The sequence below is a fragment of the Streptomyces africanus genome (genome assembly GCF_030816955.1).
GTDB classification, from domain to species: Bacteria; Actinomycetota; Actinomycetes; order Streptomycetales; family Streptomycetaceae; genus Streptomyces; species Streptomyces africanus.
Window position 1 is genome coordinate 7,234,050 of the sequence record NZ_JAUSYP010000001.1, and the last position, 13,347, is coordinate 7,247,396.

Here is a 13,347-nt window from a genome sequence, read left to right on the forward strand (position 1 = left end):
GACTTCCATGCGTGTACTGATACTCGGGGGCACCACGGAGGCCCGCCGTCTTGCCGAACTGCTCCACGCCACGCCCGGCCTGGCCCTGACCAGCTCCCTCGCCGGGCGGGTGGCCGACCCCCGCCTGCCTCCGGGCGAGGTCCGGATCGGGGGCTTCGGCGGGGTCGAGGGGCTCACCGCGTGGCTGCGCGAGCACCGGGTGGACGTGCTCATCGACGCCACCCACCCTTTCGCCGGGACGATCAGTTTCCACGCGGCGCGGGCCGCCGCCACCGCCCATGTTCCCCTGCTCGCCCTGCGGCGCCCCGGCTGGGTCCCCGTCGCGGGTGACGACTGGCACGACGCCGGCTCCCTGGAGGAGGCCGCGCGGCTGCTGCCCGCACTGGGCAGGCGCGTGTTCCTCACGACCGGGCGCATGGGCCTGGCCGCGTTCGCCGGTCTGGACGACCTGTGGTTCCTGGTCCGCTCCGTCGACGCGCCCGAGGCCCCGCACCCGGCCCGCATGGAGGTGCTGCTCGACCGCGGCCCGTTCACCCTGGACGGCGAACGCGACCTGCTGCGCCGGCACCGTATCGACGTCGTGGTGACCAAGGACAGCGGGGGAGCGGCCACCGCCCCGAAACTGACGGCGGCCCGGGAGGCCGGACTGCCGGTCCTCGTGATCCGCCGCCCCCCGGTCCCCGAGGACGTCCCGGTCGTGCCCGGCCCGGAGGAGGCGGCCCGGTGGGTCGGGGAGCGGTTGCACGGGCGAGGGTTTCCGCAGACCGGCTGAGAACCCGGCCCGGCCAGGAGGTGGCAGGCCCGGCCGGTCCGTGGCCGGGCCCGTTCTCCGAGGCGGGGGTGAGCCCGGCGTCGCTCTCTCTCACGCCTCCGGATAGCGGCGCGGCGTCCACACGATCTCCTCGCCGTTCCCGCGCCGGACGGCCCGGGTCTGGGAGGAGCCGACCAGCAGGATCGTGCGCATGTCGACCTCGGCGGGGTCCAGATCGGCCAGTCGTACGATCCGGACGTGTTCGCCGGTGCCGCCCACGTCCCGTGCCACCACGACCGGGGTGTCCGGCGCCCGGTGCTCCAGCAGCAGCTCGCGGGCCTTGCCCACCTGCCAGGTGCGGCTGCGCGAACCGGGGTTGTACAGGGCCAGCACCAGGTCCGCGGAGGCCGCCGCGTGCAGCCGCTCGGCGATGACCTCCCAGGGCTTGAGCCGGTCGGAGAGGGAGATGGCGGCGTAGTCGTGGCCGAGCGGGGCGCCCGCCCGGGCCGCTGCCGCGTTGGCGGCGGTCACGCCCGGCAGCACCCGCACCGGGACGTCCGCGTACTCCTGCTGGGACGCGACCTCCAGGACGGCCGTCGCCATGGCGAACACCCCCGGGTCGCCGCCGGAGACGACCGCGACCCGCCGCCCGTGCCGGGCCAGATCGAGGGCGAACTCGGCGCGCTCCGACTCGACCCGGTTGTCCGAGCCGTGCCGGACCTGCCCGGGGCGCCGCGGCACCCGGTCGAGATAGGTCGTGTAGCCGACCAGGTCGTCGGCGGCGGCCAGCGCACCGCGGGTCTCGGGCGTCAGCCACAGCGGACCGGCAGGCCCGGTCCCGACCACGACGACCTCGCCCCGCTCCCGGGCCCCGGGCCGCTCGGTGTCCACCTGACTCGGCAGCACGGCCACCGAGAAGTACGGCACCGACTCCGCGTCCACGTCGGCCAGTTCGGCCAGCCGCTCCCCGTCCATCGTGGCCCGCTCCACATAGCGGGCGTCGCCCAGCCGCCCCGAACCCTCCAGCGCACCGCGCACCTTGGTGAAGGTCCGCCCCAGCTTCATCACCACGGCCGCGTCGGTCGAGGCCAGTCGCGCGGTCAGCTCCTCCTCGGGCAGGGTGCCCGGCAGGATCGTCAGCACCTCCTCGCCCTCGGCGAGCGGGGTGCCCAGCCGGGCGGCAGCGGCGGACACGGACGTGACGCCGGGGATCACCTCGGTGTCGTAGCGGTCGGCGAGCCGCTTGTGCATGTGCATGTAGGAGCCGTAGAAGAGCGGATCGCCCTCGGCGAGGACCGCGACCGTCCGCCCCGCGTCCAGGTGCGCGGCGAGCCGGGCCGCCGCCTCGGCGTAGAACTCCTCGATCGCGCCCTGGTAACCGCCGGGATGGTCCGTGGTCTCGGTGGTGACCGGGTAGACCAGCCGCTCCTCGATGTGGTCGGCTCGGATGTGCTTCGCCGCGATCGAGCGGGCGATGGAACGGCCGTGCCGGGCACTGTGGTACGCGATCACGTCCGCCTCGGCGATGACCTCCACGGCCCGCAGGGTCATCAGGGACGGGTCACCGGGGCCGAGCCCGACCCCGTACAGCTTGCCCGTTGTGGACTGCTCGCCGCTCACTCTTCCTCACTCGCGATCGCGTTGAGCGCGGCGGCGGCCATGGCGCTGCCCCCGCGACGGCCGCGCACGACCAGGTGCTCAAGACCGGACGGATGCGCGGCCAGGGCGTCCTTGGACTCGGCGGCCCCGACGAAGCCGACCGGCACACCGATCACGGCGGCGGGCCGGGGCGCCCCCTCCTCGATCATCTCCAGCAGCCGGAACAACGCGGTGGGCGCGTTGCCGACGGCGACCACCGAACCCTCCAGCCTCTCCCGCCACAGCTCCAGCGCGGCGGCGCTGCGCGTGGTGCCCAGCTTCGCGGCCAGCTCCGGCACGGACGGGTCGGAGAGCGTGCAGAGCACGTCGTTGCCGGCGGGCAGCCGCTTGCGCGTCACCCCGCTGGCCACCATCTGCACGTCGGTGAAGATGGGCGCGCCGGCGCGCAGGGCCGCACGGGCCCGGGCGACCACGGCAGGCGTGTAGGCCAGGTCCCGTACGAGGTCGACCATCCCGCAGGCGTGGATCATCCGGACCGCGACCTGGCTGACGTCGGCGGGCAGGGCCGCGAGGTCCGCTTCCGCGCGGATGGTGGCGAAGGACTGGCGGTAGATGGCCGCGCCGTCCTTCTCGTAGTCGTACGTGGTCACGGTGGTCTTCTCGCTGCTCTCGGTCGTCGTAGGGGTCATGAGGTGATCTCCGCCAGGGCGGCGGCGAGTCGGGCGGGGTCGTTCATCGTGGTGGTCCGGGGTTCCCGGCCGGGTCCGGCGGTGGAGAGGCGGTAGCCGCCCTCCGCAGCGGCGACCACGTCGACGCGGTCGCCCCGGGGATGTCCGCAGCGGCGTTCGCAGCCGGACCAGTACAGGGGCAGGCTGCCGTGCGGGCCGCTCGCGTCGAGGGCCCCGGCCGCGTCGGTCCGCACGTCGGCCCGCGACTTGGCGCATCCGGGCCTGCCGATGCAGGCGCCGACGCGCAGCCAGGGGGAGCGGGGGTCGGTGACGAGGCCGGTTTCGGCGAGGCGGGCGAGGGACTCTTCCGCGTGGCCGCCCTGTGTGGGAAGAACCACACCGCGCCACGGGGTCAGACGCAGCTCGCCGGCGGCGACGCGCGTCAGCTCCCGCCATTGCCGCGCCGAGAGCCGCCCCAGGGGCACATGCACGGAGATGCCGTCACCGACCACTCCCGGGAGCGGGCCGTCCGCGCGGCCGGTCTCCCGGCTCCGCCGCTCGTGGCGGATGCCCCCGGCGGTCAGCCGCCGACCGACCGCATCGAGCAACTCGCCGTGAGAGAGGGCGAGTTCATCCACGCGCCAGACCTGTGCCCCGCTCGCCCGGGCCGCCTCCAAAAAAGTCTCCGCGGCCAAAAGCGCGGCCCGGGCCGCCTCCTCGACGGAGACACGCAGCGCCTCTCCGGCCGCTCCGAGGGCGAGGTGCGCACCGCCGTCCGCCGTCGCCCGTACCGTCACATCGGCATCGAGGCCGGCCACGTCCCCGCGCCCGTCGTCGAGCGCGAACAGGAAACGCCCCGACAGGGCCCGCGCCGCCCCGCTCGCACACAGCGCCGCGTCGAGGGCCGTCAGCCAGGGCCGTACGTCCAGCACGCCCCGCCCGTCGAGACCGGACAGCGGCGAGGCCACGATGTTGCGCACCCGCTCATGGCCGCGCGAGGGCAGCAGCCCGGCGGCGTCCAGCAGCCCGGCCAACTCCCCGCCGCAGCCGTCGTCCAGACCCCGCAGCTGCACGTTGCCGCGCGAGGTCAGATGCAGATCCCCGTCGCCCAGCCGCTCCGCCGCGTCGGCGAGCGCCTCCGCCTGCCGCACGGTCAGAACCCCGCCGGGCACCCGGACACGGGCCAGCGCGCCGTCGTCCGCCGCGTGCAGCCGCAGCGTCCCCGGGCAGGCGTCACCGCGGTCCCGGGAGACCGCTGTGGCCTGGGGCGATGATCGGAGGGCAGGCGTGGGCATGGCGGCGAGCATACCTACCATCACACCCGGTGTACGCCCCGCCCTTTTCCCCTGCCCCTTACTATGCTCCTCGGTGGATCATCCGGTCCGCCGACGCCACGACGGCGACAGGGGAGGAAGCCCGGTGCGAGTCCGGCGCGGTCCCGCCACTGTGAGCCCGGCCCGTACGGGCCGGGCGAGCCAGGAACTCCCGCCGTCCCACCACCCGCCCGGGGCGCGGACACCCCGAGGAAGGCCAGCCGCCGCATGCTGCACTCAGCCGGGGAACGCCCCCCGCACCCCCGCATCCTGCTCCTGTCGACCTCCGACACCGACCTGCTCAGCGCCCGCGCGGCCGGCGGCCCGGTCCCGTACCGCTTCGCCAACCCCTCCCGCCTCGCCCTCGACGACCTCCCCGCCCTCCTCGACGGCGTCGGACTGGTCGTCGTACGCCTCCTCGGCGGCATCCGGGCCTGGCAGGACGGCCTCGACCTGCTCCTCGCCGACGGCCGTCCCGTCGTCGTCCTGACCGGTGAACAGGCCCCCGACGCCCAGCTGATGGCGTCCTCCACCGTCCCCGTCGGCATCGCCGCCGAGGCCCACGCCTACCTCGCGCACGGCGGCCCGGCCAACCTGGAGCAGCTCGCCCGCTTCCTCTCCGACACGGTCCTGCTCACCGGCCACGGCTTCGAGGCACCGGCGGCGGCCCCCACCTGGGGCCCGCTGCCCCGGGAGGGCCGGGAGACCGACGGCCCGACCGTCGCCGTGCTGTACTACCGGGCCCACCACATGAGCGGCAACACCGCCTTCGTCGGCGCCCTGTGCGAGGCGATCGAGGACGCGGGCGGCCGGCCCCTGCCCCTGTACGTCGCCTCCCTGCGCGCCCCCGAGCCCGAGCTGATCGAGGAACTGCGCGCCGCCGACGCCATCGTCACCACCGTCCTCGCCGCCGGCGGCACCCGGCCCGCCGAGGCCTCGGCCGGCGGCGACGACGAGTCCTGGGACGCGGGCGCGCTCACCGCCCTCGACGTACCGATCCTCCAGGCCCTGTGCCTCACCGGCTCACGGACCGACTGGGAGGACAACGACGAGGGCGTCTCCCCGCTCGACGCGGCCAGCCAGATCGCCGTCCCCGAGTTCGACGGCCGCCTCATCACCGTCCCGTTCTCCTTCAAGGAGATCGACGCCGACGGCCTCCCGGCCTACGTCGCCGACCCCGAGCGCGCGGCCCGGGTCGCCGGAATCGCCGTACGCCACGCCCGGCTCCGCCACATCCGGCCCGCCGACAAGCGCCTCGCGCTGGTCCTCTCCGCCTACCCGACCAAGCACTCCCGCATCGGCAACGCGGTCGGCCTGGACACGCCCGCCAGCGCGGTCGCCCTGCTGCGCCGCCTCCGCGACGAGGGCTACGACTTCGGCACGGACGCGGAGGTGCCGGGCCTGGCCTCCGGTGACGGGGACGAGCTGATCCGCGCGCTGATCGAGGCGGGCGGGCACGACCAGGACTGGCTCACCGAGGAGCAACTGGCCCGCAACCCGGTGCGGATCCCGGCGGCCGACTACCGCCGCTGGTTCGCCACGCTCCCCCGGGAACTGCGCACGGCCGTCGAGGAGCACTGGGGCCCGGCCCCCGGCGAGATGTTCGTCGACCGCAGCCGCAACCCCGAGGGCGACATCGTCCTCGCGGCCCTGCGCTTCGGCAACCTGCTGATCCTCATCCAGCCCCCGCGCGGCTTCGGCGAGAACCCGATCGCGATCTACCACGACCCGGACCTGCCGCCCTCCCACCACTACCTGGCCGCCTACCGCTGGATCGCCGCCCGGACCGAGGACGGTGGCTTCGGCGCCGACGCGATGATCCACCTCGGCAAGCACGGCAACCTGGAGTGGCTGCCCGGCAAGAACGCCGGCCTGTCCGCCGCCTGCGGCCCCGACGCCGCCCTCGGCGACCTGCCCCTGATCTACCCGTTCCTGGTCAACGACCCCGGCGAGGGCACCCAGGCCAAGCGCCGCGTGCACGCCACCCTCGTCGACCACCTCGTCCCGCCCATGGCCCGCGCCGACTCCTACGGCGACATCGCGCGCCTGGAGCAACTCCTCGACGAGTACGCCCAGATCTCCTCCATGGACCCTGCCAAGCTGCCGGCGATCCGCGCCCAGATCTGGACGCTCATCCAGGCCGCCCGGCTCGACCACGACCTCGGCCTGGAGGACCGCCCCGACGACGACGGTTTCGACGACTTCCTCCTGCACGTCGACGGCTGGCTCTGCGAGGTCAAGGACGCCCAGATCCGCGACGGACTGCATGTCCTCGGCAACCCGCCGCAGGGCGCCGACCGCGTCAACCTCGTCCTCGCCATCCTGCGCGCCCGCCAGATCTGGGGCGGCGCCACGGCCCTGCCCGGCCTGCGCGAGGCCCTCGGCCTGGACGAGTCCGCCGCGACCCGCACCACCGCCGACGCGGCCGAGGAGCGGGCCCGCGCCCTGGTCCAGGCGATGGACGACGCGGACTGGGACCCGGCCGCGATCCCCGCCGAACACGGTGAACAGGTCGCCGCCGTCCTGGAGTTCGCGGCCCGCGAGGTCGTGCCGCGGCTCGCCGCGACCACCGCCGAGGTCGACCACACCGTCCACGCGCTGGCGGGCGGCTTCGTCCCCGCGGGCCCCTCGGGTTCCCCCCTGCGCGGCCTCGTCAACGTCCTCCCGACGGGCCGCAACTTCTACTCGGTCGACCCCAAGGCCGTCCCCTCCCGCCTCGCCTGGGAGACCGGCCAGGCCCTCGCCGACTCCCTCCTGGAGCGCTACCGCACCGACAACGGCGACTGGCCCACCTCCGTCGGACTCTCCCTGTGGGGCACGAGCGCGATGCGCACGGCGGGCGACGACGTGGCGGAAGCACTCGCCCTGCTCGGCATCCGCCCCGTCTGGGACGACGCCTCCCGCCGGGTCACGGGCCTGGAGCCCGTCCCGTACGAGGAGCTGGGCCGCCCCCGCATCGACGTCACCTTGCGCATCTCCGGCTTCTTCCGGGACGCCTTCCCGCACACCATCGGCCTGCTGGACGACGCCGTACGCCTGGCCGCCTCGCTGGACGAGCCGGCCGAGGCCAACCACGTACGGGCCCACGTCCAGGCGGACCTCGCCTCCCACGGCGACGAACGCCGCGCCACCACCCGCATCTTCGGCTCCCGCCCCGGCACGTACGGCGCCGGCCTGCTCCAGCTCATCGACTCCCGCGACTGGCGCACCGACGCCGACCTCGCCGAGGTCTACACGGTCTGGGGCGGCTACGCCTACGGCCGCGAACTCGACGGCCGCCCGGCGCGGGACGAGATGGAGACGGCGTACAAGCGGATCGCGGTCGCGGCGAAGAACACCGACACCCGCGAGCACGACATCGCCGACTCCGACGACTACTTCCAGTACCACGGCGGCATGGTGGCGACCGTCCGGGCGCTGCGCGGCACCGCCCCCGAGGCATACATCGGCGACTCCACCCGCCCCGAGACGGTCCGCACCCGCACCCTCGTCGAGGAGACCTCCCGGGTCTTCCGCGCCCGGGTCGTCAACCCCAAGTGGATCGAGGCCATGCGCCGCCACGGCTACAAGGGCGCCTTCGAACTGGCCGCCACCGTGGACTACCTCTTCGGCTACGACGCCACCACCGGCGTCGTAGCCGACTGGATGTACGACAAGCTCACCGAGACCTACGTCCTGGACCCGGCCAACCGCGAGTTCCTCCAGCAGGCCAACCCCTGGGCCCTGCACGGCATCGCCGAACGCCTGCTGGAGGCCGAGAGCCGCGGGATGTGGGAGAAGCCCGACCCGGCCGTGCTGGAGGGCCTGCGGCAGGTGTACCTGGAGACGGAGGGCGACCTGGAGGGCGACGGGTGACCGGGCCCCGGCTCACGTGTCGTCGGAGGTGGTGGGGCGGGTACGGCCTGGCTCCGGGAGCTCGCCCTCCTGCGCCCGGATGTGGAGCACGTCGCCGATGAGCAGGTCGTACACGAGCACCCCGATCACGCCGCCGACGAGCGGTCCGACGATCGGGATCCACCAGTAGGCGCTGAACGCCCCCGACAAGCTGCCGGAGAACGCCAGATCCTTCCAGCCCGCGAACCAGGTGAACAGGCGTGGGCCGAAGTCGCGGGCCGGGTTGATCGCGTAGCCCGCGTTCGCCCCGTAGGACATGCCGATGGCCGCCACGACGAACCCGATCACGAGGGGGCCGAGGTTCGCCTTCACGGCCGTGTTCCGCAGGTCGATGATCGCCACCACCAGCATGACGAGGAAGGCCGTGCCGACGACCTGGTCGATCAGCGGACCCCAGATACCGCCGTGGAAGTACGGCGCTGGGAAGGTGGCGAAGATCGAGAACGAGGCGAGGGTGTGCCCGCCCGTCTTCGGCCCTTTCATGGCGTCGTCGAAGGTGTTGATGGCGTCGTGGTACACGCCGTAGACCAGTGCCGCGCCGGCCAGGGCGCCGAGCACCTGTGACACCCAGTAGGGGACGACCTTGACCCACGGGAACTTGCGGCGCACGGCGAAGGCCAGGGTCACCGCCGGATTGATGTGCGCACCGCTGACCCCGCCGGCCACATAGATACCGAGGATCACGGCCATGGCCCATCCCCAGGTGATCAGCAGCCAGTCCCCGGCACTGAGGAAGAACGTGGTGGGGCCTTCTGTGCGCCCCGAGCCGGGCAGCGCCGCGACCGTCATCGCGACCACGCCGCAACCGAAGGAGATGAGGACGAACGTCCCCAGGAACTCCGCAAGGCATTCGCCCCACAAGCCTGCACGGCGCCTGAGCCGTGAGGGCTTCAGAAGGGGCTGGATCTCGACGGCCATGATGATCCTCCCAGACACTAGCCGCGCTTGAACGCGGCTGTCCGTGCCGTTGTGGCCTGCTTTCGCTTCATGCCGTGTCGCCAAGGTAAATCCGTGCAGCGACCGCCGCGAGTCGACGCGGGCAGGCCCGTGGGCAGGGGCCGGTGCGGCCGCTCCCGCACAGCTGTGCTGACTGAGAGTGAGTGCGCCGACGCGAGAGGTGACGCCCCGGAGGTTGCCGCGCAGTTGTCACTGCGGTCGTGGTGGCTCCCCGGCCTCGACGGTCGGATCCCTCGGGTGACGGCCGAATCCGGCACCCGGATCCACCGTTAGGCCACTCGGGTGGCGGCGTCGCGGGCCGCACATCGGCCACAACCCCTTACAGGGAATTCTTCGGGGGACAGGGATTTTCTTCGGGCTTGGCCAGCGTCCTCGGAGGGCTCATGTCGCAGCTGGAACAGGGGCGGCGTCACGGGACGCCGGACGACTCCGCCAACCCGCGCGTCATCACGGGCAGCAGGATCAGGAACTACCTGACCACGACCGATCACAAGACGATCGGCAACATGTATCTGGTCACCGCCTTCGCGTTCTTCCTCCTGGCCGGCGTCCTCGCCATGCTGATGCGGGCGGAACTGGCGCGCCCCGGACTGCAGTTCGTCAGCGAGGAGCAGTACAACCAGCTGTTCACCATTCACGGCACGATCATGATGCTGCTCTTCGCGACCCCCACCTTCGCGGGGTTCGCCAATGCGATCATGCCGTTGCAGATCGGCGCACCGGACGTGGCCTTTCCCCGCCTCAACGCGCTGACGTACTGGCTGTTCCTCTTCGGCGGGCTGATCGTCGTCTCCGGACTGGCCGTTCCGGGCGGCGCGGCTTCCTTCGGCTGGTTCGCCTACGCCCCGCTGAACAGCGCCGTCCACACCCCCGGGGCCGGTGGGGACCTGTGGACGATGGGGCTGGTCGTGGCCGGGCTCAGCACCACCCTGGGATCGGTGAACTTCATCGCCACCATCATCACCCTGCGGGCCCCGGGCATGACGATGTTCCGGATGCCGATCTTCACCTGGAACATCCTCTTCACCTCCCTTCTCGCCCTGTTGGCCTTCCCCGTTCTCACGGCGGCTCTGCTGGCCCTGGAGGCGGACCGCAAGTTCGGTGCGCACATCTACGACCCGGCGGCCGGCGGCGCGATCCTGTGGCAGCACCTGTTCTGGTTCTTCGGCCACCCCGAGGTCTACATCGTCGCCCTGCCGTTCTTCGGCGTCATCAGCGAAATCGTCCCGGTCTTCAGCCGGAAGCCGGTCTTCGGCTACGTCGGCATGGTCGGCGCGACGATCGCCATCACCATGCTGTCGGCCACGGTCTGGGCCCACCACATGTTCGCCACGGGCGCGGTCCTGCTGCCGTTCTTCTCCCTGATGTCGTTCCTCATCGCGGTGCCGACCGGAGTCAAGTTCTTCAACTGGATCGGCACCATGGTGAAGGGAAGCCTGTCGTTCGAGACGCCGATGCTGTGGTCCATGGGCTTCCTCGTCACCTTCCTCCTCGGCGGTCTCAGCGGTGTCCTGATCGCGTCGCCGCCACTGGACGTCCACCTCACGGACTCGTATTTCATCGTCGCTCACCTGCACTATGTGCTGTTCGGCACGATCGTCTTCGCCATGTTCGGCGGCTTCTCCTTCTGGTGGCCGAAGATGACCGGGAAAATGCTCGACGAACGCCTCGGCAAGATTCATTTCTGGACCCTGTTCGTCGGCTTCCAGACCACGTTCCTCGTCCAGCACTGGCTCGGCGAGATGGGCATGCCCCGCCGCTACGCCGACTATCTGCCGGCCGACGGCTTCACCGCCCTCAACACCATCTCGTCGATCGGGGCGTTTCTCCTCGGCCTGTCCACGCTGCCTTTCCTCTACAACGTCTTCAAGAGCGGCAGATACGGGGAGAAGGTGGAGGTCGACGACCCGTGGGGTTACGGGCGCTCACTGGAGTGGGCGACGTCCTGCCCTCCGCCCCGGCACAACTTCGACGCGCTGCCCCGGATCCGCTCCGACTCTCCCGCGTTCGACCTGCACCATCCGGACGTGCGGATGATCCGCCCGGGTGAAAGCGGCCGGGTCACACCCACACCGGACACCCTCAAAGGGCAGAGCGAATGAAGTCCGAGGCGTATCTCTTCGCGGGCGTCGCCGCGTTCTTCCTCGTCACCGACGCCGCCTACATCTGGTTCGCCCGCGAACCGGCGGGGATCGCGGCACTGACCGTCTCCTTCGGCATGGCCGCGGTCATCGCGTTCTTCTGCACGGTGAACTACCGGCGCAAGGGGGAACGTCCCGAGGACCGCCCGGACTCCGAGATCCGCGAGCGCTCCGGCCCGCTGGACTTCTTCCCGCCGCACAGCGGTTACCCCCCCGGTGACCGGCTTCGGAGTCGCCCTGCTGGCCGTCGGCGTCGTCTACGGACTGTGGCTGTTCCTCATCGGGTTCGGTGTCACGATGGCAGGAGTACTCGGCATGGTCTTCCAGTTCGCCGGGCGTGACGACTGACGGACGCGGCGGCGACGCCGGCCTCGTCGGCGCCTATTCCTCTTCGCGCCCCGCGATCGGATCCAGGGTCCTGCCCGCGATCTCCCGGTGTTCCTCCGTGGTGGCGGGCATGTCCACCCGGTCGCGGTAGTACCAGCCGCTCAGCCTGGCCCGGAGCCGGTGCCGGCGTGGTGCTCGCTCGCCGGGATGCGGCAACGGACGCGGTATGTCCCGCACCAGGAGGCGGTAGCGCCGCGTCGCGTCGATGGGCCGGTGGCTGTCGCTGATCCCTCCGCTGACGTTCTGGCTGACCCTGCCGGTCTCCTCTCCCTCCTCCAGCAACCGGCGGTCGTGGGCCTGAAGGGCGAGACAGACGCGCTTGGTGACCAGGAAGGCGAGGACCGGACCGACGACCACGGCCACCCGGAAGATCCAGGTGAGAGCCTCCACGGACATCCGGAATCCGGCGGCGATCACGTCGTTTCCCGCAGCCGTCAGCAAAACCGCGTAGAAGAAGAGGGCGGCGACTCCCAGACCCGTCCGGGTGGGCCGGTCGCGGGGCCGGTCGCACAGATGGTGCTCCCTCGGATCCCCCGTCACCCACTTCTCGACGTAGGGGTACAGGTACAGGACCAGGAACAGCAGGGCGGGAAGCACCACGGCCGGGAGGAGGACATTCCACATGACGGTGTGTCCTGCCACCGTGTTCTCCCACCGTGGCATGAGCCGCAGGGCGCCTTCGAGGAAGCCCACGTACCAGTCCGGCTGCGATCCGGTCGACGACTGGTCGGCCCGGTACGGACCGTACGCCCAGACCGGATTGATCTGGGCCAGGCCGCTGAGCGCGGTGATGACTCCGAAGACCATCAGGAACAGGCCGGAGGACTTGGCGGTGAAGTGCGGGAACATCGGTTGCCCGACGACGTTGCGGTCGGTCTTTCCGGGCGCGGACCACTGCGTGTGCTTCAGGTGGACGACGAGCAGGATGTGAGCGCTGATCAGGGCGATGAGCAGCCCCGGGACGAACAGCACGTGCACGACGTACAACCGGGGAATCAGCACGTGCCCGGGGAACGGTCCGCCCCAGATGAAGGAACTCAGGTACGTGCTGGCCAAGGGAAGGGACAGCACGATGGTGTTCGCGGTCCGCAGCCCAATGCCGGACAGCAGATCGTCGGGGAGCGAATAGCCGCCGAACCCTTCCAGGAGTGCGAGCAGGAAGAGCGTGACCCCCACCATCCAGTTCAGTTCGCGCGGCCGGCGGAACGCGCCCGTGAAGAAGACCCGCAACAGATGGACGCCGATGGCGGCGACGAAGACCAGCGCGGCCCAGTGGTGCATCTGCCGGATCAGCAGGCCGCCTCGCACCTCGAAGCTGATGTGGAGCGTCGACTCGTACGCCTTCGTGACCTGCAGGCCCTGCAAGGGCACATGGGATCCCCGGTAGGTGACCTCGCTCATGCTGGGATCGAAGAACAGCGTCAGATAAGTGCCGGTCAGCACCAGCACGATGAAGCTGTACAGCGCGATCTCGCCCAGCAGGAACGACCAGTGGTCCGGGAACGCCTTGCGCAGCAGCTGCCGCCCCGCCTCGGACACCGGTGCGCGACCGTCCACACCGACGTATCCGGTCACCGCCGCCTGTCGAGTCCTGGCCTCCAGCCTCGCCCTCCGTTTCCGGAACAGCAGCATGCACA

General features: G+C 71.7%; 8 protein-coding genes, 1 pseudogene and 1 riboswitch. Of the genes and pseudogenes, 4 read left to right on the top strand and 5 right to left on the bottom strand.

Annotated elements, in window-relative coordinates:
- The first annotated feature begins 7 nt into the window (after window positions 1-7).
- Entirely contained in the window at window positions 8-772 is a 765-nt protein-coding gene (locus QF034_RS33260) for a cobalt-precorrin-6A reductase (RefSeq protein WP_307178395.1), read from the top strand.
- A gap of 90 nt (window positions 773-862) precedes the next feature.
- Here QF034_RS33260 and QF034_RS33265 read toward each other — a convergent pair whose 3' ends face one another.
- Genes QF034_RS33265 through cobG form a run of 3 tightly spaced genes read right to left on the bottom strand, consistent with a single transcriptional unit; the run spans window position 863 to window position 4,325 of the window.
- Window positions 863-2,371: a precorrin-2 C(20)-methyltransferase gene (locus QF034_RS33265; RefSeq protein ID WP_307178396.1), complete on the bottom strand. Its 1,509-nt coding sequence runs from the start codon at window positions 2,369-2,371 to the stop codon at window positions 863-865.
- Window positions 2,368-3,039: a precorrin-8X methylmutase gene (locus QF034_RS33270; RefSeq protein WP_208641621.1), complete on the bottom strand. Its 672-nt coding sequence runs from the start codon at window positions 3,037-3,039 to the stop codon at window positions 2,368-2,370. Before QF034_RS33270 ends, QF034_RS33265 begins: the two co-directional genes overlap by 4 nt.
- A complete protein-coding gene (gene cobG, locus QF034_RS33275; protein WP_370880901.1) occupies window positions 3,036-4,325 on the bottom strand; it encodes a precorrin-3B synthase in 1,290 nt (429 codons plus the stop codon). Before cobG ends, QF034_RS33270 begins: the two co-directional genes overlap by 4 nt.
- Window positions 4,326-4,426: 101 nt before the next feature.
- Window positions 4,427-4,503, top strand: a riboswitch (cobalamin riboswitch).
- Window positions 4,504-4,559: 56 nt separating this feature from the next.
- Between cobG and cobN the strand changes: the two genes are divergently transcribed.
- Window positions 4,560-8,186 carry a cobaltochelatase subunit CobN gene (gene cobN, locus QF034_RS33280; RefSeq protein ID WP_307178398.1) on the top strand — a complete coding sequence of 1,209 codons (3,627 nt, stop codon included), beginning with the start codon at window positions 4,560-4,562 and terminating at the stop codon, window positions 8,184-8,186.
- 12 nt (window positions 8,187-8,198) lie between these two features.
- Here the strand turns inward: cobN and QF034_RS33285 are convergent, their stop codons facing one another.
- Window positions 8,199-9,143, bottom strand: a complete 945-nt coding sequence (locus QF034_RS33285; protein ID WP_307178399.1) for an MIP/aquaporin family protein — start codon at window positions 9,141-9,143, stop codon at window positions 8,199-8,201.
- A gap of 422 nt (window positions 9,144-9,565) precedes the next feature.
- Between QF034_RS33285 and ctaD the strand changes: the two genes are divergently transcribed.
- Both ctaD and ctaF read left to right on the top strand, forming a co-directional pair.
- A complete protein-coding gene (gene ctaD / locus QF034_RS33290; RefSeq protein ID WP_307178400.1) occupies window positions 9,566-11,284 on the top strand; it encodes an aa3-type cytochrome oxidase subunit I in 1,719 nt (572 codons plus the stop codon).
- Window positions 11,281-11,671: pseudogene (ctaF, locus tag QF034_RS33295) on the top strand (aa3-type cytochrome oxidase subunit IV). The gene ctaD and the pseudogene ctaF overlap by 4 nt, the downstream one beginning before the upstream one ends.
- A 33-nt stretch (window positions 11,672-11,704) precedes the next feature.
- Here ctaF and qcrB read toward each other — a convergent pair.
- Window positions 11,705-13,339 (bottom strand): cytochrome bc1 complex cytochrome b subunit, encoded by a 1,635-nt coding sequence (gene qcrB / locus QF034_RS33300; RefSeq protein WP_307180032.1) that lies wholly within the window; start codon window positions 13,337-13,339, stop codon window positions 11,705-11,707.
- Between the last annotated feature and the right edge of the window lie 8 nt (window positions 13,340-13,347).